Genomic DNA, 18,977 nt, shown 5'->3' with positions numbered 1-18,977 from the left:
TCCGGGGCCCCACGGCGTCGCGCAGCGACGTCGTGGGGATTTCAGCCCATGCTGATCGGCGTCAGGTCCTGGAACCAGCTCTGCGCCTGGACGAAGCCCTTCACGTTCTTCGTCATGGCGCGCGGATTCAGGTCATGCGCGACGAAGAGGAAGGGGACATCCTCCAGCACCTTGTCGTGCAGCTCCTTCAGCACCGCATCCTGGGCGGCGGTGTCGAAGGTCTCGTACGCCTTGTTGATCAGGGCGTCGTAGCTCGGCTCGTTCAGGTAGCCCCAATTGTTGCCCACCGGCGCCACCAGGTCCGACTTCAGCAGCCGGATCATCGCGCTGTACGGATCGAGCGCGGTGTAGGTCACGTTGATGGCGTGGCAGCCGCGGATGTTCGGGGATTTCGCGCCCTCCCGCCAGGTGGAGAGCAGGGTGTTCCAGTCGAACACCTCGAAGGTCACCTCGATGCCGATCTCCTTCAGCATCTGCTGCACCGCCTCGTTCATCGCGATCGGCTGCATCTGGCCGGAGCCGGAGGCGGAGATCGCGGTCCTGGTGCGGATCGGGTTGCGCGGGGAGAAGCCGGCCTCGGCCATCAGCTTCTTCGCCGCGGCCAGGTCGTAGGTGACGCGCGGGCTGCGCACCGGGTTCCAGGGGCCGCCCACCGGCACCAGCCCGCCGCCTTCCAGCATCATCCCGCCCAGCATGTCCTTCATGCCGGCGCGGTCGATGGCGAGGTTGGCGGCGCGCCGCACCCGGACGTCCCGCCAGGGGGAGCCCTCCACCAGGGAGAGGTGCCAGGTCCAGTTATGGCCGTACTGGTTGGTCGTGATGTTGAAGCCGGCCTGGCGCAGCGTCGGGATGGTGTCGGGCGGCGGCGCCTCGATGAAATCCACCTGGCCGGAGCGGAGCGCGGCGACGCGGGTGTTCGGTTCCGACAGGGGGAGCAGCAGCACCTTGCCGACCTTCGGGATGCGGGCCGTTTCCCAATAGTCCGGGTTGCGGGCCAGCACGGCGCGTTCCCGCACCTGGAAGCTCTCCAGCTTGAAAGGGCCGGTGCCGACCGGCTGCTGCAGGAATTTGTCGTTGTCGCGGCCCGCGGCTTCCCAAGCGGCGCGATGGGTGATGCCGATCCAGGTCACGCCATAGGGCACCAGGCTGTCCACCACCCGCGTCTCGACGATGAAGGTGTTCGGCCCCTCCGCGTACCAGTTCGAGATCGTCGGCATGCGGGCACGCACCTGGGCGGAGCCGCGCGGATCGAATTCCGGTGCGTCGTTCTTGAAGGCGCGGTTGTAGGAGAAGACGACATCCTCGGCGTCGAGGACCTTGCCGTCGTGGAACTTCACGCCCTCGCGCAGGGTGAAGATCCAGCGCTTGGGGTTGTTGGGGTCCGCCTTCCAGGCGGTGGCGAGGCCGGGCTTCAGCGGCGCGGCGACATCGGCCTTGGACAGGTCCCAGGTGACCAGGTGGTCGAACAGGGTGATGCCCATGAAGCGGTGCCCCTCGGCGCCCTGGTCGGGCATGCCGTTGGGCAGGGGCACGGCGGAGGCGGTCATGCCGATGCGCAGCGTGGTGTTGGGGGCACCCTGGGCCAAGGCCAGATCCCAGGGCAGGGCCACCGCGGCGCCGAGGCCGCCAAGAAGGGCGCGGCGGCCAAATCCATTCCTCATCCCGTCGCTCCAAAGACGTAAGGCTGACAGGGGGCTAGCAAGGTTCGGGCCGTGTCGGGTGAGGGCGCCGCCCTCCCCCGAACCCCCACCTGCCAAGGGCCGCAAGGCCCTTGGAACCCTTGAGCTTTGCGGTTGAACCCATGGGTTTGAAATTCATGGTTTCCAAGGGCCCTTCGGCCCTTGGCGGGGTGGGTCCGGGAGGGGCAGAGCCCCTCCTGGTACTCAACGCAGGGAAATCGGCGTCAAATCCTGGAACCAGCTCTGCGCCTGGACGAAGCCCTGCACCTTGCTGCTCATCGCCCGCGGGTTCAGGTCATGCGCGATGAATAGGAACAGCGCGTCGTCCACCACCTTCGCGTGCAGCTCCGCCACCAGCCGGTCCTGGGCAGCGAAGTCGAAGGTGGTGTTGATCCGGTCGATGATGGCGTCGTAGTCGGGGTCGCTGAAATAGCCCCAATTATTGGCAACCGGCGGCGCCAGGTCGGTCTTCAGGAAGCGGATGAAGCCGGAGAAGGGATCGGCCGCGCCGTAGGAGACGTTCACCGCCGTCACCCCGCGGTTGGAGGGCGCCCTGGCCCCGTCCCGCCAGATGCCGAGCAGGGCGTTCCACTCGATCACCTCGAAGGCGATCTCGATCCCCACCTCCTTCAGGTTCTGCTGCACTGCCTCGTTCATCGGCAGGGGCTGCATCTGGCCGGAGCCGGAGGGGGAGATAGCGACCTTGGTCCGCAGCGGGTTGCGCGGGGAGAAGCCGGCCTCCGCCAGCAGCTTCCGCGCCTCCTCCGGGGCGTAGCGCGGGCGGAAGCCGGGCGTGCCGTACCAGGGGCTGTCCGCGACCACCAGCCCTTGGCCCGGCTTCATCAGCCCGCCCAGCATCTGTGCCATGCCGTCGCGGTCGATCGCCAGGTTGGCCGCCTTGCGCACCCGGATGTCCCGCCAGGGCGAGCCCTCCACCATGGAGAAGTGATAGGTCCAGTTGTGCGGGTACTGGTTGGTGACGATCTGGAACCCGGCCTGGCGCAGCGCCGGCACCGCATCCGGCGGCGGCGCCTCGATGAAATCCACCTGGCCGGAGCGGAGCGCGGCGACGCGGGTATTCGCTTCCGGCAGCGGCAGCAGGATCACCTTCCCGACTTTCGGAATGCGCGTCGCGTCCCAATGCTCCGGGTTGCGGGCCAGCACGGCGCGCTCCCGCACTGCGAAGCTTTCCAGCTTCCATGGCCCGGTGCCGATGGCCTTTTCCAGGAAGGCGTCCCAGCTCCGCCCCGCCGCCTCCCAGGCGCCGCGATGGGTGATGCCGACATAGGTGACGCCATAGGGGATGAGGCTGTCGGGCCGCGTGGTCTCGAGGATGAAGGTGCCCGGCCCCTCCGCATACCATCTGCTGATGGTCGGCAGGCGGATGCGCGCCTGGGCGGAGGCGCGCGGGTCGAAATGCGGCGCACCGCTGAGGAAGGCGCGGTCGAAGGAGAAGACGACATCCTCGGCCGTCATCACCTTGCCGTCGTGGAATTTCACCCCCTCCCGCAGGGTGAAGATCCAGCGCTTGCTGTCCCCGGGATCGATCTTCCACTCCGTCGCCAGGGCCGGGCGCAGCACCGCCGGCCGGTCGGATTTCGAGAGATCCCAGGAGACGAGCTGGTCATAGACCGTGATGCCCATGAAGCGGTGGCCCTCTCCGCCCTGATCCGGGACGCCATTGGACATGGGGATGGCGGAGGCGGTCATGCCCACGCGCAGCACGGTGCCGGGCGTGCCCTGGGCGAGGGCAAGGTCGTAAGGCAGGGTCGTGGCCGCGAGGCCGCCGAGCAAGGCACGGCGCGTGGGATGCATCTTCGGGGTCTCCCTGTTTCTTTGCTGTCCGAGAGACCTGGCGTTTCCTGCCGCCCTGCCGCGGTCGTGCCGCGGCAGGCTATGCGAGGCTTGGGAATCTGACCGTTCCCGGCTCCCCCCGGCGCCGCGATGCGGTGCCGCGGGCCGTCAGCCCAGCGAGATCGGCGTGAGGTCCTGCATCCAGGATTGCGCCTGGACGAAGCCCTTCACCCGCGGGCTCATGGCGCGCGGGTTCAGGTCATGGGCGATGAAGATCGCGACATCCTGCTCCACCAGATGCGCATGCAGGCTGCGGAGCAGGGTGGCCTGCTTCTCGTCGTCGAACTCCTCCAGCACCTGATCCATCAGCCGGTCGGCGGTGGCGTCGTTGCAATGGCCCCAATTGAAGGCGACGGGCGCGGCGAACTTCGCATGCAGCACGCGGATGAAGCCCGTATAGGGGTCGATCGGCGCCCAGCTTGCATTGATCGCGGTGCAGCCCCGGGCGGAAGGGGCGGCCGCGCCCTCCCGCATCATGGTGAAGAGGGTGTTCCAATCGGCCACCTCGAAGGACACGTCGAAGCCGACCTCCTTCAGGTTCTGCTGCACGAATTCGTTCATCGGCAGCGGCTGCATCTGGCCGGAGCCGCTGGGCGAGATGGCGACCTTCACGCGCAGCGGGTTGCGCGGCGAATGGCCCGCCTCCGCCATCAGCCTGCGCGCCGCTTCCGGGTCGTAGCCCGGCCGGGTCTTCGGCGTGCCGTACCAGGGATGGCTGGCGGGGACGATGCCGGCGCCTTCCTCCATCATGCCGCCGAGCAGCGCCTTGATCCCCGTGCGGTCGATGCCGAGATTGGCGGCGCGGCGGATGCGCGGATCGCGCCAGGGCGAGCCTTCCAGATAGGAGACCCACCACATCCAATTATGCGGGTAGGTGTTGGAGACGATCTGGAAGCCGGCGGCGCGCAGGGCGGGGATGGCGTCGGGCGGCGGTGCCTCGATGAAATCCACCTGGTTGGCGCGCAAGGCGGCGACGCGGGTATTGGCATCGGCCAGGGGCAGCAGCACCAGCCGCTCGCAGCGCGGGATGCGGGCGGCGTCCCAATACTGCGCGTTGCGGGTCATCACCGCGCGTTCCCGCACGTTGAATTGCTCCAGCTTCCACGGGCCGGTGCCGACGGGTTTGGTCAGATAGGTGTCCCAGTTGCGCCCCGCCGCCTCCCAGGCGCCGCGATGGGTGATGCCGATCCAGAAGAGCAGGTAGGGCAGGCAGGAATCGACCCGGTTCGTCTCGATGACGAGGGTGTAGGGCCCTTCCGCGTAGTAGCGCGCGACGGTGAAGAGGCGGGTGCGGCCGAGCGCGGCAGCGCGCGGGTCGAAGGCCGGGCCGTCCTGCTTCAGCAGGCGGTCGAAGGAGAAGACGACGTCCTCCGCGGTGAAGGGCTTGCCGTCATGGAAGGTGACGCCCTGGCGCAGGGTGAAGATCCAGCGCTGCGGGTTGGCGGGGTCGACGCGCCATGCGGTGGCGAGGCCGGGGCGCAGCGTGGCGGCGCGGTCGGCATGGGACAGGTCCCAATGGACGAGCTGGTCGTAGAGGGTGATGCCCATGAAGCGCTGCCCCTCCGCGCCCTGGTCCGGGACGCCGTTGGAGAGGGGCACGGCATTGGCCGTCATGCCGACGCGGAGGGTGCCGGAGGCAGTCTGGGCCTGGGCGAGGTCCCAAGGGAGACCGGCGGCGGCGAGGCTGGCGAAGAGCGAGCGTCGGGGGAGGGTCAGGGGCATGGCGCGGCTCCGCTCGAAGGCGGGGTGAGGCTAGAGGATTGCGCGAGGATTGGGCAAATATCTGTTTTCGCAAATTATATGTGCTTTTGCGGCCCTCTATGGGCATTTCATAGTCAGTTCCAACGACCGGGCGACGATGCCCGGCGGCAAGCGAGCACATTTCCGTCCTTGCCGCCGCCAACGCCCACCCCCTCACCCGCCACAATTCGGGGGTCATCATCCTGGCGGTCCCGCTCTCACCCCGGCTCGGCCGCGCCATGTCGGGCCGATCCGGGTCCGGTCCTCCTGAACCGGTGACCCACGCCCTGGTCGTGTCCAGCTTCGGTTTGCGCAGCCGGGCCGATCGCAGGCTAGGCTGGCGGGGCCAGGCGGCCCGGCAAGGGCCGCCGCCAGGGAGATCGTCCATGCGCCTTACCCGCCGCGCCGCCTTCGGTGCCGCCGCCAGCCTGCTGCCCATGCCTGCGCTCCGCGCCCAGCCCGCGGAGCCCATCCGCGTCGGCGTGCTGACCGACCTTTCCGGCCCCTACCGCGACGTCACCGGCCCCACCTCCATCGCCTGCGTCCGCCAGGCGGTGGAGGAGTTCACCGCGCAGAACCCGGACATCCGGGTGGAGATCATCTCCGCCGACCACCAGAACAAGCCGGATGTCGGCATCAACACCGTGCGGCAATGGTTCGACCAGCGCGGCGTGGATGTGGTGACGGATGTCGGCAACAGCGCCATCGCGCTCGGCATCAACCCGGTCTGCGTGGAGAAGGACCGCATCCACCTGAACGCCTCGGCCGGCACCTCGGACCTCACCGGCAAGGCGTGCACGCCCAACTCCATCCATTGGTCCTACGACACCTGGTGCCTCTCCAACACCTCCGGCACCGCGCTGACGAAGATGGGCGGCGACGCCTGGTACTTCATCACCGCCGACTACGCCTTCGGCCATGCGATCGAGCGCGACACCCAGCGCTTCATCGAGGCGGCGGGCGGCAGGCTGCTCGGCGCCTCGCGCTACCCCTTCCCGCAGACCACCGATTTCTCCGCCTTCCTGCTGCAGGCGCAGGCCAGCCGGGCGAAGGTGCTCGGCCTCGCCATGGCCGGCGACGACGTGCTGAATTGCGTGAAGCAGGCGCAGGAATTCGGCCTGACACGCAGCATGCGCCTGGCGGCCATCATCGGCTCCATCACCGCCGTCATCTCGGCCGGGCTGCCGACCATGCAGGGCATGTACATCGCCGAGACCTTCTGGTGGGACCTGAACGAGCGCACCCGCGGCTTCACCCAGCGGGTCCGCCAGAAGCTGCCGGCCAATGTCTGGCCGAATTACGTGCATGCCGCCAACTACTCCGGCGTGCTGCATTACCTGAAGGCGGTGAAGGCGATGGGCGTGCCGGCGGCCAAGGCCAGCGGCCGCGCCGTGGTGGCGCAGATGAAGCGCATGCCGACGGATGACGACGCCTTCGGCCCCGGGCTGATCCGCGAGGATGGGCGGAAGATCCACCCCTCCTTCCTGCTCCAGGTGAAGAAGCCGGGGGAGGAGCGCTACCCGGGCGATGTCTATACCCTGGCGGCGACGGTGCCGGCGGAGGAGGCCTTCCGGCCAATGAGCGAGGGTGGGTGCCCCGTGGTCCGGGGGTAGAGCGACCCGCCGCCGCCCCATCGGCCCGCCCCACCCGGCCGCAACCGCGCCGCCCGCTGCCCTGAAGCGGCGGCTTTGCCGCTTCAGGCTGTGCGACGCCGCCCGGCCTGCGGCGACTCCGGGGCCCCGCGGCGTCGCGCAGCGACGTCGTGGGGATCTAGGCCACGCTGTAGGCCGGCGCCCCGTCGAAGCGCTGCAGCTTCTCGATATGCATCCAATTGTGCTGCCGCCCGATCCGCTGCAGCAGGTCGGTGATCTCGGTGATGCCGTTCCCCTTCGGCGGCTCCTTGAACAGGAAGCGGGCGCGGAAATGGTCCACCAGGAAGGTGTGGCCGCCCATCGCCGGCCACACCTGCGCGCCGCGGCTGCCGATGCCGGCCAGGGTGAAGGCGGAGCCCTCCGCCGCCGCGCCCAGCGTGATGCCGATGGCGTGCGGGTCGCGCTCGCTCTCGACGAAGACGTCGACGCCCACCAGCTCCCGTGTCGTCGCGGCGCGGTACCAGGTGATCTGTGGCCATTGCTTCAGCGCGATCGGGCGGTATTCGCGCTCCGGCACCTTCTCGCTCTCGCGGCCCAAATTGGCGATGATGCGCTCGACGAAGGCCCGGGTCGGCGCCCCCTGCCCTTCCGGCGCGATGTCGCCGGTCAGGTCGCGGCCCTCCTCCAGCGTCACATACAGCGCGTGCTCCACCTTCCGCGCCGTGGCGAAATCGCCGATATGCCGCAGCAGCATCAGCGCCGAGAGCAGCAGCGCCGTCGGGTTGGCGATGCCCTTTCCCGCGATCTGCGGCGCCGAGCCGTGCACCGCCTCGAACATCGCCACATGGTCGCCGAGATTGGCCGATGGCGCAACGCCCAGCCCGCCGACCAGCCCGGCCGCCAGGTCGGAGAGGATGTCGCCATTCATGTTGGTCATGACCGTGACGTCGAATTGCTCCGGCCTTATGACCATCTGGTGGGCGCAATTGTCGACGATCATGTGCTCATGCGTCAGCCCGGCGTAGTCCTTAAGCACCTGCTCGCCGACGCGCTTCATCATGCCTTCGGTCAGCTTCATGATGTTCGCCTTGGTGGCGACCGTCACCTTCTTCCGCCCCTCCGCCTCGGCGACGGCGGCAGCCAGGCGCACGATGCGCTCGCACCCCACCTCGGTGATCAGCTTCAGGCATTGCGCCACGCTCGGTGTCTGCATGTGCTCGATGCCGGCGTACACATCCTCGACATTCTCGCGCACCACGACGAAGTCGATGCCACGCCCGCTGAAGGGCGTGTGGATGCCGGGCAGTTCCCGCACCGGGCGGACATTGCCGTACATCTCGAAGATTTTTCGCAGTGTGACGTTGGCGGATTTCTCGCCATAGCCCACCGGCGTTTCCAGCGGGCCCTTCAGCGCCACGCCGGTGCGGGCGATGCTGTCCAGCGTCTCCTGCGGTGCGCCGGTGGAGATCCCCTTGCGAAAGGCCTCGGCGCCGGCCAGCGCCTCCTCCCAGGCGATGCGGGCGCCGGCGGCGTCCAGCACCTGGCGCACCGCCGCCATCACCTCCCTGCCGATGCCGTCGCCGGGGATGGCGGTTACGGGGACCTTCTCGCGGGCGGTCTCGGCGGGGGCGGTCTCGGCGGGCAGCGGCATCGGGCTTACATCCATCGGGGCAATCCTATGGGCCGGGTCGGGCGCCGCGCGGGCGGAGGCGCGGATCATGGTTCGGCATATCGTTCCAGCGCATGGTTCACGCCTCCGGGCGTTCCGCCCTTCGGCGATCAGGCCATCATGCTGCACCGCGGCATATAGCGCATCGGGATGAAATCCGCATGGGCGCCCCGCGCCCCAGGTGCCTTCACGTCGCCGCAATGAAACCGTAGGCCGGGTAGCGGCTGGCGCCGAAATCATTCACCCGCGGATACCAGATCCGTACCAGGGACCAGTCATTGCCGGGGGAGACGTCCAGCACCGGCTGGTCCGTCGCCACCCGCCCCTTGGCGCGGCCGGAGGCCCAATTGGCGTGGTCCACCCGGATCTCCCGCGCCGAGATGACGCGCGAGACCACGGAAAGATGCCCCCGCGGCAGGCGGGAGGTGCGCATCAGCACCAGCACGCTGCCCGGCCGTGGCCGCCTTTCTCGTCGGTACTGGCCGGACGCGGCCTCCCACCACTCCCAGGCATCGCCGCGCAGCGGAATGCCGCTGCGCTGCCGCGCATAGGGCACGCAGGACCATTCCCCCGCCGCGCCCGTCGGCGCCGGCGGCGTGCGGCGCGAGGTGCCGCAGGCCGCCAGCAGCAGCGGCAGGCCCAGCACCCCGCGCCGGGCCCAGCCCGTGCCCCCTCGCCATCGCTCCAGCATACCCCCGGGACCCCCCGATCCCGTGGCGATCCTATCACACCCCGCAACAGATCGCCCATGGGAATTGAACTTTGCCAGGGGCTTGCGATAAGACACTGTTACGCCGCACGCAGACGCTCGCGCAATGGCGAGGAGTATGCTGAAAAGGGGGGAAAGGTGACCTGTTCTCGACCTGCCCCGCCGGGGGGCAAGGGCCCTGCCCGGGACGCGGCGGGACACCACGCATCAAGGCCGGCTGCCCCGGCCGCGGGCCTTCCCCCGCGGCCAAGGCAGGCGGCGAACACCAAGCAGACCTCACCCGCAGGAAGGGTCACGTGATGAGCAAGACAACCACTCCACCCCGGCGCAAAGCCTATGCGCTGCTGCTCGGCGCCGCGCTGCTGCCGGCCTCGCCGGCCCTGGCCGTGCCGCGCTGCCCGACCGAGGCCGACCAGACGGTGTTCGAGCTGGAAGCGCTGAAGACCGAGCTGATGGTGGTCGCCACCACCTGCCACATGGAAGACCGCTACAACGCCTTCGTCGAGCGCTTCAAGCCGACCCTGGCGAGCAACGGCCGCGCCTTCGGCCAGTATTTCGCCCGGGTGCATGGCCGCGCCGGCACCCGGCAGAACGACATCTTCATCACCGAGCTGGCCAATGCCCGCTCCAACGCCGCCCGTCAGCTCGGGAGCGATTTCTGCCCGCGCAACAGCGGCCTCTTCAGCGAGGTGATGGCGCTGGTCGGCGCTACCGACCTGGCGCCCTATGCCGCGGGCAAGGATCTGCTCTCCGCCGGCGTCACCGCCTGCGAAGGCGCCCCGGCACCCCGCCCCGCCGCCGCCACCCGCCGCGCCTCCCGCTGAGGTCCCGCCCTGGTGACAAAAAAGATGCGCCGGGCCACCGCGAAGCCCCTCGGCGGCCTCGCCCTGGCCGCCCTGCTCGCCGCCTGTGCCCAGCAGCAGGCGGCGGGGCCCGCCGCGCGGGTCTATGCCGTGGACCTGCAGGGCCAGGCGAAGAACTGCACCGTGCCGACGAATGTGTCGCTGCGGCCGGAGCGGGCCACGGATGCGACGATGTCGCTGGACAATGACGGCGGGTGGTGCGGCGTCACCGTCGCCCAGCCCGGGCCGAAACCCTATGATTACGGCGTGGTCCGCACGCGGCCGTCCAACGGCCGGGTGCTGATCCGCACGGTGGGGGACAGGACCCGGGTGGACTACTTCCCGAACGCCGCCTTCGGCGGGACGGATAATTTCGCCGTGCGGCTGATGCCGGGCGGGGTGGAGATGAATGTGGCGGTGACGGTCGCCTATACGCCGCCACCGGCGCCGCCGGCCCCACCCACGCCGCCGGCCAGGACGCCGGCAAGGCGGCGCTAGAGCGTGATCGGTTGAGGTCGATTCGACCGAAACCGTGAATCACGCGACCAAACAAAGAGCTGGAGCGGGGTGCGTGAGCGAAAGCGAACGCATCACGCCCCGGCCAGAGGCAGGGGGCGCTGCCCCCTGCACCCCCGCCGGGGAGGGGACCCCTCCCCGGACCCCGGTATAAGTTTGCTCCCTAGGCCGCCTTGCGCGCCGCCGGGACACGCCGCATGGCGCCGCCGGGCGTGGCGCCGGGTACGGCTGCGGCATAGTCGGCCGCCAGCAGCAGCTTGGCGAAATCGACGCCGGTCTCCACCCCCATGCGCTGGAACAGCCAGACCACATCCTCCATCGCCACATTGCCCGTGGCGCCCGGCGCGAAGGGGCAGCCGCCAATGCCGCCAGAGGCGGCGTCGAACACCCGGCAGCCCGCCTCCCAGGCCGCCGTCACATTGGCGATGCCCATGCCGTAAGTGTCATGGCCGTGATAGGCGAAGCGGTGACCCCATTTCTCCTGCGCCACGGTGAAGATGCGGCGCACCTGGTCCGGCGCGGCATTGCCGGTGGTGTCGGCCAGCGCGATCTCCATCTCCGGGTCCAGCTCGGCGATGCGGCCGATCAGCGCCAGCACCGGCGCGTCCGGCACCACCCCCTCGAAGGGGCAATGGAAGACGCAGGAGAGGTTGAAGCGGATCTTCGTCCCCTTCGGCGCCTCCCGCACGATGGCGGCCAGATCGGCGAAGCTGTCCTCCAGCGGGCGGTTCAGGTTGGCCTTGTTGTGGCTCTCCGTCGCCGACATGAAGAGGCCGAGCCGGTCCGCCCCGGCATTCATCGCCAGCTCGAACCCCTTCCGGTTGGGGACCAGCACGGTGCTCTCCAGCCCCTCGAGCTGCTTCGCGGCCTTCAGCACCTCGCCGGTATCGGCCATCTGCGGCACGGCGCGGGGGGAGACGAAGCTGCCCACCTCCATGCGGCGCAGCCCGGCCTCGTAGCTGGCGCGCACCAGGGCGATCTTGGTCTCGGTCGGCACGAAGGGGCCGATGCTTTGCAGCCCGTCGCGCGGCGCGACCTCGGAGAGGATGGCGGTTTCGGTCATGGCAGAGCGTTCTCCCGATGGTGCTGGCGCCAATGGCGGAGGGGCAAGGCTAGAGCAGATCGCCGGAGGGCGGCATCGCCCGGAGGCGTGAATCTGCTCTACAAGCCATAAGCTAGAGCGGTTTCGCGCTGCACAGTCAGCGTGAAACCGCTCTAGTGTCCTGCCCGCGAAGTTCGCTGGACTTCCAGCGAACGCCGCGGACAAGCAGGCCACTGAAAACACAGGCTAGTGGCCCGAGAACGAAAGTCCGCGGGACTTCGGAAGCGGGACACCAGTGTCCTGCCCGCGAAGTTCGCTGGATTTCCAGCGAAGGCAGCGAACAAGCAGGCCACTGCAAACGAGAGCTGGTGTCCCGCTTCCGAAGTCCGCAGGGCTTCGGAAGCGGGACACTAGAGCAGATGCCGTCAGGGGGGAAATCGGCGCCGCCTCAGCCTCCTGGCCCCAGCGCCGCCGCCAGATGCTCCGCCAGCAGGCCAGCGGCGGGGGAGAGCGAGGGAGCACGGTGCAGGCGGATATCGGCCTCCGGCAGGGGCGGCATGCCCTCCCGCGGGCCCAGCCGGCGCAGCCGTGGCGGGAAGGTGCCGGATTTCACCACCGTCACCGCCAGCCCTTCCGCCGCCACCGCCTCCACCGCCGCCAGGCTGTGGCTGACGAAGGCCAGCCGCCAGGGCCGCCCCGCCGCATCCAGCGCCGCCATGGCCCAGTGGCGGAACAGGCAGCCCTCCGGGTAAAGCGCCACCGGCAGCGGCGCCGCCGCCTCCACCGCCGGGTCCGTCCCCGCCGCCCAGACCGCCTGCTCCCGCCGCAGGAATTCGCCGCCGCCCTGGCCGGCCGGATGCATGGCGATGACGAGGTCATGCGCCTCGCCCAGCCGCTCCACCATGCCGGAGGTCAGCCCGGTCTCCATCTCCACCCTGATCTCCGGCTGCGCCGCGGCGAAGCCGGCCAGCAGCCTCGGCATCAGCAGGGCACCGTAATCATCCATCACCCCGAGCCGCACCCGCCCGCCGATCCGGTGCCGCCGCAGCCGCGCCACCGCCTCCTCCTGCAGCCTGAGGATGCGGCCGGCATAGCCCAGCAGCCCCTCCCCCGCCGGGCTCAGCGCCACATGCACAGTGCTGCGCTGGAACAGCGCGACGCCGAGCCGCGCCTCCAGCCGCCGCACCTGCATGCTGACCGCCGATTGGGTGCGGTTCAGCCGCGAAGCGGCGCGGGTGAAGGAGCGGTGCTCGGCCACCGCCAGGAAGGCCTGCAGCAATTCGGGGTCGAGCAGGGGCTGGGTCATCGCAGCTTGTTATAGCCTCCATCAGGCAAATGCCATTCCGTGATGAAGCGCCGCATGGATAGCTGCTGCCCCCGCGGGGCGGAGGCAGGCGGCGCGTGAACGAGACCATCGGCATCCTGGCCGCCATGTGCTCCAGCGGCCTCGGCGGCACCGCCATCGCCGCGACGCGCTACCTGGCAGGCGCGGCCGATCCGCTGACCATCGGCGCCTGCCGCTTCGGCATCGGCTTCCTGCTGCTGGCGGGGCTGGGGGCCTGGCAGGGCGGAGGGCGGCATGGCCGCCCCTGGCCGGCGCGGCGGGACTGGCCGGCGGTGGCCGGGCTCGGGCTGCTGTTCTTCGGGCTGTTCCCGGTGCTGTTCAACGCCTCACTCATCTACACCACCGCGGCGCGGGCGGCGCTCGCCCTTTCCACCCTGCCGCTGCTGACCATGGCGGCGGCGGCGATGCTTGGGGTGGAGGCGCTGACGGCGCGGAAGAGCCTCGGCGTGGCGGTGGCGACCGGCGGGGTGGCGCTGGCGCTGCTGGCCGGGCTGGGCACGGCGCCGGACGGGGCGTGGCGGGGCGATGCGCTGATGGCGGCGGCGGCGCTCTGCATGGCGCTCTACAATGTCTGGTCGCGGCCCTTCATCCGCCGCAGCGGCGCGCTGCCCTTCACCGCCCTCGGCATGGGGGTGGGGGCGGCGGCGCTGGCGGGGCTGGCCTGGGCGCGCGGGGACCTGGCGGCGCTGGCCGGATTCGGCCTGCCGCAATGGCTGGCGATGCTGCATCTCGGCCTGTTCGGCAGCGCCCTGACCTTCTGGCTCTGGGCCTTTGCCCTCGTCCGCACCACGCCGACGCGGGTGGCCGTCTCCGTCACCGTGAACCCGGTCACGGCAGCGCTGCTGGGCGCCGTGCTGCTGGGGGAGCCGATCCGCTGGAACCTGGTGCTGGGGCTGGCCGCGGTGCTGGCAGGCATTGCCCTGGCAAGCACCGGCGGGCCGCGGGCGGCGGCCGGTTGATCGGGTTTCGGCTCAATTCGCCAGGCTGGGCCGGCGAACTCACGGCGGGGTCCGGGAAGCATTGCCGGCAATGCCAGGCAACCCCGCCCGGCGGAGGTGCAGGGCCGCGGGCACGGCCTGCGACGAGCCTCCTGCTCGGGGGGCAGCGGGGGCAAAGCCCCCATTCTCAGCCCTTCGCCAGCAGCTCCCGGAAGACGTGGTCGTTATGCGCCCCGGCGGCAGGACCGGTCCAGCGCACCATCTCCCGTGGCGCCACGCCGTCGAAGCGGAAGGGCGCCGCCGGGTGCAGCACCTGCCCGATCAGCGGGTCGCTCACCTCCATTACCAGCTCCCGGGCGCGGAAATGCGGGTCCTCGGCGCAATCCCGCATGTCGTAGAGGCGGGAGCAGGGCACCTCGGCCTTCTCCAGGATCGCTTCCGCCTCGGCCGCCGGCAGGGTGCGGGTCCAGTCGGCGATCATGCCGTCCAGCTCCCCCACATGCTCGCAGCGGAGGCCGTTATTGGCGAAGCGCGGGTCGCTGGCCGCTTCCGGCCGGCCGATCGCCGCCATCAGCCGGCGGAAGATGAGATCGGAATTGCCGGCGATGCAGAGCCATTTGCCATCGGCGCAGGGATAGGTGTTGGTCGGCGCGGCGGTCTTGATCGCCGCCCCCTGGGGCTGCCGCACCCAGCCGAACAGCCCGTATTCCGGCAGCATCCCCTCCATCAGCGAGAACACGCTGCCAACCAGGTCCACGTCGATGACGCGCCCCCTGGCATCCGGATCGCCCTTCACCTGCCAGCAGGCGGCGACCAGCGCCATGGCCGCGTACATCCCCGCCAGGTCGTCGCTGATGGAGACGCCGCAGCGCGGCGGCGGCAGCTCGTTCTGCCCGGGATTGGCGGTCAGGTGGCGCAGCCCGCCCATCGCCTCGCCGATCGCGCCGAAGGCCGGCTTGTCGCGATAGGGCCCGTCCTGCCCATAGCCGCTGACCCGGGCGATGACGAGGCGCGGGTTCACCGCGTGCAGATCGGCCGGGCCGAGGCCGTAGCGTTCCAACTGGCCGGGGCGGAAATTCTCCACCAGCGCATCGGCGCGGGCGATGAGCTGCCGCACCTTCGCCTTCCCCTCCGCGCTCTTCAAATCCAGCGTGACGGAGAGCTTGTTGCGACCATGCACGCTGAACCAGACCGCGTGCCCCTCCACCTGGCTGCCCCAGCCGCGCACCGGGTCGCCCTCCGGCGGCTCCACCTTGATGACCTCGGCGCCGAGATCGGCCAGCAGCCGCGTGGCGAAGGGCGCGGCGATGTAGTGGCCGAGCTCGACCACCTTGAGGCCGGCGAGCGGCAGGGCGGCGTTGGTCGCTTGCATGGGTCCCCCCGGAAGGCCAGCCCCTTCCTTAGCCGCTTCCTGGCGTGGCGGGAAAGCCGGGGCGACGGCTCAGAACAAGGTGCTGAACTCCGCCGGCACCAGCCGCGCCGCCTCGCTGTAGAAATACTCGCGCTGGACGTATTCGCCATTCGCCACCCGCTGGCCGAGGGCGACGGACCGCGCCGTCTCCGCCGCGAAGCCGAAGCCTGGTTCCAGGTGCTGGCCGAAATGCTGCACCAGCCCCGCCACATGATGCTCCGCCTCCGCGTCGCTGCGGCGGGCATGGTCGCCGAACTCCGTGGCGTAGTCCCAGCCACGGGTCACCCGCTGGCGCTGCAGCCGCCAGGGCTGGTCGAAATGCTTCAGGTGGAACAGGTAGAAATGCTCGTGGAAGCGGATCGGGTTGGTGGAGCTGTGCAGCCCGCCGCCGAACCGCGTCGGGATGCGGGCGAAGCAATGCTTGCTGACCGCCGCGTTGTAGAAGACGTGGCGGCGCTGGACGAGGATCGGGAGATGCGGCTGGAAGGCCGGCTCCCGCTGCGGGATGTGCAGCAGCTCCAGCCCGATGCCGCAGAGCGAGTCCGGCCGCACCGCGGCGATGAACCCCGCCAGCCCGCCCGGGTGGTGGCGCGGATCGGCGACGAGGAATTCGTCCACGTCGCAGACGAAGCCGCAGTCGAAATACTGCAGCAGCCCCTCATGCAGCTTGGAGGCGGCGATGACCCGCCCCCTTTCGTCGTAATTCACCCGCGGCACGCGCAGGATATTGGCCCGGCCGAGCCCCGCCGTGGAAAGGTCGGTCGAGCCGTGATCGACCACGAAGAGGTTCTCCTGCCCCAATTGCCGGCCGTGATACTCGACCCAGCGGCGGAGCATGAAGTCCTCGTTATGCGCGAAGGTCAGGGCGAAGATCCGCATCGGCATCCCTTGGGCCGGAGCAGGCCCGCTTGAAGGTCGACCCACCCGAAGCGCGACTCACGCGCCCAGGCGACAGCCCCGATCGCGTGGCGCGCGGGCGGCAGCGGGCGCATCGCGCGCCGGCATGGGCGGCCGCGCCTGCCCGCGGCGAGGGCGCGGCGGGCGGGACCGGCCCCCCGGCATCCGATGCGCCGGCGGGGGCGGCACCTCCGGCGTGCCATCGCCGTCCGGAACGGCGTAGCAGCTTTACCGGAAGCGTGACAATCGGCCTGCGCCCCGCCCCCTCCCCGCCACGCGCCGTTGCACGCGACGTTCCCACCCGCCTTCCGCAAGGATCGGTCAATCCTTCCCCGATACAATCCCCCCTGAGGTCGCGTGGCGGCCTCACTCTCCCCAACAGCGCCGAGGCGGGCGCCCGCCCCTTATCCGGGCCCCGCCAACTCGCCGGCGCCGACTTCGGGGGCGGGGCCCCTCCAGGGTTCCGCCCCCGCTTTTTTTTCGGCACCCTCCCGTATCGCACCACTCGGGAGAGACCAGATGCCGGATGCCGCCCCGCCCCCCGACGCCCCCTCGCGCGACGCCATCCTCGCCGAGGCCGCCGGCCTCGGCCGTGCCTGGGCCGATCATCCGCAGGACGTGTCCGAGGCGATCGCCAACGCCGCCAAGCTGCGCAGCGCCTTCCGCCGCCCCGCCGCCCCGGCCGCGGAGCCCATGCCGCCCTATGCGGCGCCGCGGGGGGACGGCCGATGACCGCACCGCATGCGCTGAGCCTCGCCGCCGCCGGCGCGCTGATCGCCGCCCGCCAGCTTTCCCCGGTGGAGCTGCTGACGGATTGCCTGGCGCGCATCGAGGCGCTGGAGCCGAAGCTGAACGCCTGCATCTGCCTGCTGCCGGAGGAGGCGATGCAGGCGGCGAAATCGGCCGAGGCGGAGATCGCCGCCGCCGGCCCGCGCGGCCCGCTGCACGGCATTCCAGTGGGGCTGAAGGACATCATCGACCTGGAGGGCCACCCCACCACCTGCCATTCGAAGCTACAGCTCGACCGGGTGGCGGAGGCGGATGCCGCGGTGGTGGCGCGGCTGCGGGAGGCCGGGGCGATCTTCCCCGCCAAGCTGGCGACGCATGAATTCGCCATCGGCGGCCCGGCCTTCGACCTGCCCTTCCCGCCGGCGCGCAACCCCTGGAACCCGGCGCACCATCCGGGCGGCTCCTCCTCCGGCTCCGGCGCCGCCGTGGGTGCGCGGATGCTGCCGGCGGCGCTGGGGACGGATACCGGCGGCTCCGTGCGGCACCCGGCCAGCCATTGCGGGCTGGTCGGCCTCAAGCCGACCTACGGGCTGGTCTCCCGCCGCGGCGTTTTCCCGCTGGCCTTCACCCTGGACCATGTCGGGCCGATGACCCGGACGGTGCGGGACAACGCCATCCTGCTCGGCGTGATGGCCGGGCACGACCCGGGCGACCCCGGGAGCGCGCCGCATGCGCGGGAGGATTACGCGCGCGACCTGCATAAGGGGCTGCGCGGGCTGAAGATCGGCTTCGTCCGGCATTTCCATGAGGTGGACACGCCGGCGACGCCGGAGATGGCGGCGGCGCTGGATGCCGCGGCGGCGCTGCTGGCGAAGGAAGGCGCGGTGCTGAGCACGGTGGTGCTGCCGCCGCTCGGCGAATTCGCCGCCGTCAACCGCGCCATCATGCTGCCGGAGGCCGGCGCCATCCACGAGGCCTGGCTGAAGGAGCGGCCGGGCGACTACGCCGCGGTGACGCGCCGGCGGCTGCTGCCCAGCCAATTCGTCACCGGCACCGACTACGTCCAGGCCCAGCGGCGGCGGCGGGAACTGGTGGCGGCGGTGGAGGCGGCGTTCCGGGAGGTGGATCTGCTGCTCTGCGCCAGCTCCATGGACCCGGCCTGCCGGATCGACGATGCGGCGGAGGTGGAGCGGACCTATCCGCGCCAGGCCCGCACGCCCTTCAACGTCACCGGCCACCCGGCGCTCAGCCTCATGTGCGGGCTGAGCCGGGCGGAGGGGCTGCCGCTCGGCATGCAGCTCGTCGGGCCGAGCTTTTCCGAGGCGCTGATCTACCGCGCCGCCGCGGCCTATGAGCGGGCGGCGCCCTGGGCGGGGATGGCGCCGAAGCTGTGAGGCCAGGAGGGGCTTTGCCCCCTCGGCCTGTTCCGCGGGCCGTGGCCGGTTGTCGTGCCGGGATGCCGCGCGGCGAAGTCCCCGACGCGCAAGCCGAACCATGGCCGGGGCTTGGGATGCGCTCGACGGTGTCGAGGGCGCGAAACGCGCAGGGCCATCAGCCCTTCGTCGGCAGCTCCTGCTGCGGCACCGGCATGTCAGCCGCGCCGGCCGTATCCGGCTCGCATTGCTCCTGGCCGCGATCGGCCGCTGCTGGCGTGGCGGGCACCGCCGCCACCCCGGCCAGCCCCAGGGTCAACATCGTCCGGCGCAGAAACTCCGCCCAGGCATCGGGTCGGCGCTCCATGGCATCCTCTCCCCAACAAGCCCACGCATTCTGCACCAGAAGTTGTGGCGCGAAGACGGCGGAAATATTCCCAGATGTTTCAAAGCCCTGCTCAACGATGCTCAGATGATCACAAAGGTGAGAGTGTTGCAACCCTTGCGCTCGATGGTCGCGGCGGGGCGGCCGACTCCAGCGGCTGGCGCAACCCGCCCGGTCGCGCAGCGGGCCTCCGCCCACCCCCGTAGGTAAAAGCGGCGCCCGGCAGCCCCGGGCCGGCACGAGGCCGCGCCGGGTT

16 protein-coding genes are annotated in these 18,977 nt (G+C 70.5%); 6 read left to right on the top strand and 10 right to left on the bottom strand.

Going from position 1 to position 18,977, the window contains the following annotated elements; genetic code table 11:
* Positions 1 to 41: 41 nt before the first annotated feature.
* The 3 genes from E5N76_RS03320 to E5N76_RS03310 form a co-directional block, all read right to left on the bottom strand.
* Positions 42 to 1,661: an ABC transporter substrate-binding protein gene (locus tag E5N76_RS03320; protein ID WP_149535887.1), complete on the bottom strand. Its 1,620-nt coding sequence runs from the start codon at positions 1,659 to 1,661 to the stop codon at positions 42 to 44.
* 222 nt (positions 1,662 to 1,883) lie between these two features.
* On the bottom strand, positions 1,884 to 3,494 hold the full coding sequence (locus tag E5N76_RS03315) for an ABC transporter substrate-binding protein (protein ID WP_149535886.1): 1,611 nt from the start codon (positions 3,492 to 3,494) through the stop codon (positions 1,884 to 1,886).
* Positions 3,495 to 3,641: 147 nt separating this feature from the next.
* Positions 3,642 to 5,255: an ABC transporter substrate-binding protein gene (locus tag E5N76_RS03310; RefSeq protein WP_149535885.1), complete on the bottom strand. Its 1,614-nt coding sequence runs from the start codon at positions 5,253 to 5,255 to the stop codon at positions 3,642 to 3,644.
* A gap of 404 nt (positions 5,256 to 5,659) precedes the next feature.
* On the opposite strand from E5N76_RS03310, the gene E5N76_RS03305 reads away from it, so the two are divergent.
* Entirely contained in the window at positions 5,660 to 6,886 is a 1,227-nt protein-coding gene (locus E5N76_RS03305) for an ABC transporter substrate-binding protein (RefSeq protein WP_149535884.1), read from the top strand.
* A 157-nt stretch (positions 6,887 to 7,043) separates the two neighbouring features.
* Here the strand turns inward: E5N76_RS03305 and E5N76_RS03300 are convergent, their stop codons facing one another.
* On the bottom strand, positions 7,044 to 8,516 hold the full coding sequence (locus tag E5N76_RS03300) for an NADP-dependent isocitrate dehydrogenase (RefSeq protein WP_149535883.1): 1,473 nt from the start codon (positions 8,514 to 8,516) through the stop codon (positions 7,044 to 7,046).
* A gap of 205 nt (positions 8,517 to 8,721) precedes the next feature.
* Positions 8,722 to 9,225, bottom strand: a complete 504-nt coding sequence (locus E5N76_RS03295; RefSeq protein WP_149535882.1) for a CHAP domain-containing protein — start codon at positions 9,223 to 9,225, stop codon at positions 8,722 to 8,724.
* A gap of 317 nt (positions 9,226 to 9,542) precedes the next feature.
* Between E5N76_RS03295 and E5N76_RS03290 the strand changes: the two genes are divergently transcribed.
* Together E5N76_RS03290 and E5N76_RS03285 are read left to right on the top strand one after the other, a co-directional pair.
* Positions 9,543 to 10,067, top strand: a complete 525-nt coding sequence (locus E5N76_RS03290) for a hypothetical protein (RefSeq protein WP_149535881.1) — start codon at positions 9,543 to 9,545, stop codon at positions 10,065 to 10,067.
* 24 nt (positions 10,068 to 10,091) lie between these two features.
* Entirely contained in the window at positions 10,092 to 10,583 is a 492-nt protein-coding gene (locus tag E5N76_RS03285; protein WP_149535880.1) for a hypothetical protein, read from the top strand.
* Positions 10,584 to 10,764: 181 nt separating this feature from the next.
* Here the strand turns inward: E5N76_RS03285 and E5N76_RS03280 are convergent, their stop codons facing one another.
* Complete coding sequence (locus E5N76_RS03280) at positions 10,765 to 11,664, bottom strand: hydroxymethylglutaryl-CoA lyase (protein ID WP_149535879.1); 900 nt, start codon at positions 11,662 to 11,664, stop codon at positions 10,765 to 10,767.
* Positions 11,665 to 12,091: 427 nt separating this feature from the next.
* Complete coding sequence (locus E5N76_RS03275) at positions 12,092 to 12,949, bottom strand: LysR family transcriptional regulator (protein ID WP_149535878.1); 858 nt, start codon at positions 12,947 to 12,949, stop codon at positions 12,092 to 12,094.
* A 95-nt stretch (positions 12,950 to 13,044) separates the two neighbouring features.
* Here E5N76_RS03275 and E5N76_RS03270 point away from each other — a divergent pair, with 95 nt between their 5' ends.
* A complete protein-coding gene (locus tag E5N76_RS03270) occupies positions 13,045 to 13,947 on the top strand; it encodes a DMT family transporter (protein ID WP_149535877.1) in 903 nt (300 codons plus the stop codon).
* A gap of 166 nt (positions 13,948 to 14,113) precedes the next feature.
* On the opposite strand, the gene E5N76_RS03265 is transcribed toward E5N76_RS03270, so the two are convergent.
* Both E5N76_RS03265 and E5N76_RS03260 read right to left on the bottom strand, forming a co-directional pair.
* Positions 14,114 to 15,298, bottom strand: a complete 1,185-nt coding sequence (locus E5N76_RS03265) for a CaiB/BaiF CoA transferase family protein (protein WP_149535876.1) — start codon at positions 15,296 to 15,298, stop codon at positions 14,114 to 14,116.
* A 69-nt stretch (positions 15,299 to 15,367) separates the two neighbouring features.
* A complete protein-coding gene (locus E5N76_RS03260; RefSeq protein ID WP_187829950.1) occupies positions 15,368 to 16,216 on the bottom strand; it encodes a glycosyltransferase family 2 protein in 849 nt (282 codons plus the stop codon).
* Between the two features lie 537 nt (positions 16,217 to 16,753).
* Here E5N76_RS03260 and E5N76_RS03255 point away from each other — a divergent pair.
* Together E5N76_RS03255 and E5N76_RS03250 are read left to right on the top strand one after the other, a co-directional pair.
* On the top strand, positions 16,754 to 16,966 hold the full coding sequence (locus E5N76_RS03255) for a hypothetical protein (RefSeq protein ID WP_149535874.1): 213 nt from the start codon (positions 16,754 to 16,756) through the stop codon (positions 16,964 to 16,966).
* On the top strand, positions 16,963 to 18,357 hold the full coding sequence (locus tag E5N76_RS03250; protein ID WP_149535873.1) for an amidase: 1,395 nt from the start codon (positions 16,963 to 16,965) through the stop codon (positions 18,355 to 18,357). Before E5N76_RS03255 ends, E5N76_RS03250 begins: the two co-directional genes overlap by 4 nt.
* A gap of 157 nt (positions 18,358 to 18,514) precedes the next feature.
* On the opposite strand, the gene E5N76_RS03245 is transcribed toward E5N76_RS03250, so the two are convergent.
* Complete coding sequence (locus E5N76_RS03245; protein ID WP_149535872.1) at positions 18,515 to 18,703, bottom strand: hypothetical protein; 189 nt, start codon at positions 18,701 to 18,703, stop codon at positions 18,515 to 18,517.
* Positions 18,704 to 18,977 lie beyond the last annotated feature (274 nt).

The organism is Siccirubricoccus phaeus, assembly GCF_008360935.1.
GTDB lineage: Bacteria > Pseudomonadota > Alphaproteobacteria > Acetobacterales > Acetobacteraceae > Siccirubricoccus > Siccirubricoccus phaeus.
This window is presented reverse-complemented; position numbering and strand designations above follow the sequence as displayed.

Coding starts and splice junctions, on each gene's coding strand:
- E5N76_RS03320 (WP_149535887.1), bottom strand. CDS start 1,661: ATGAGGAATGGATTTGGCCGCCGCGCCCTTCTTGGCGGCCTCGGCGCC.
- E5N76_RS03315 (WP_149535886.1), bottom strand. CDS start 3,494: ATGCATCCCACGCGCCGTGCCTTGCTCGGCGGCCTCGCGGCCACGACC.
- E5N76_RS03310 (WP_149535885.1), bottom strand. CDS start 5,255: ATGCCCCTGACCCTCCCCCGACGCTCGCTCTTCGCCAGCCTCGCCGCC.
- E5N76_RS03305 (WP_149535884.1), top strand. CDS start 5,660: ATGCGCCTTACCCGCCGCGCCGCCTTCGGTGCCGCCGCCAGCCTGCTG.
- E5N76_RS03300 (WP_149535883.1), bottom strand. CDS start 8,516: ATGCCGCTGCCCGCCGAGACCGCCCCCGCCGAGACCGCCCGCGAGAAG.
- E5N76_RS03295 (WP_149535882.1), bottom strand. CDS start 9,225: ATGCTGGAGCGATGGCGAGGGGGCACGGGCTGGGCCCGGCGCGGGGTG.
- E5N76_RS03290 (WP_149535881.1), top strand. CDS start 9,543: ATGAGCAAGACAACCACTCCACCCCGGCGCAAAGCCTATGCGCTGCTG.
- E5N76_RS03285 (WP_149535880.1), top strand. CDS start 10,092: ATGCGCCGGGCCACCGCGAAGCCCCTCGGCGGCCTCGCCCTGGCCGCC.
- E5N76_RS03280 (WP_149535879.1), bottom strand. CDS start 11,664: ATGACCGAAACCGCCATCCTCTCCGAGGTCGCGCCGCGCGACGGGCTG.
- E5N76_RS03275 (WP_149535878.1), bottom strand. CDS start 12,949: ATGACCCAGCCCCTGCTCGACCCCGAATTGCTGCAGGCCTTCCTGGCG.
- E5N76_RS03265 (WP_149535876.1), bottom strand. CDS start 15,298: ATGCAAGCGACCAACGCCGCCCTGCCGCTCGCCGGCCTCAAGGTGGTC.
- E5N76_RS03260 (WP_187829950.1), bottom strand. CDS start 16,216: ATGCGGATCTTCGCCCTGACCTTCGCGCATAACGAGGACTTCATGCTC.
- E5N76_RS03255 (WP_149535874.1), top strand. CDS start 16,754: ATGCCGGATGCCGCCCCGCCCCCCGACGCCCCCTCGCGCGACGCCATC.
- E5N76_RS03250 (WP_149535873.1), top strand. CDS start 16,963: ATGACCGCACCGCATGCGCTGAGCCTCGCCGCCGCCGGCGCGCTGATC.
- E5N76_RS03245 (WP_149535872.1), bottom strand. CDS start 18,703: ATGGAGCGCCGACCCGATGCCTGGGCGGAGTTTCTGCGCCGGACGATG.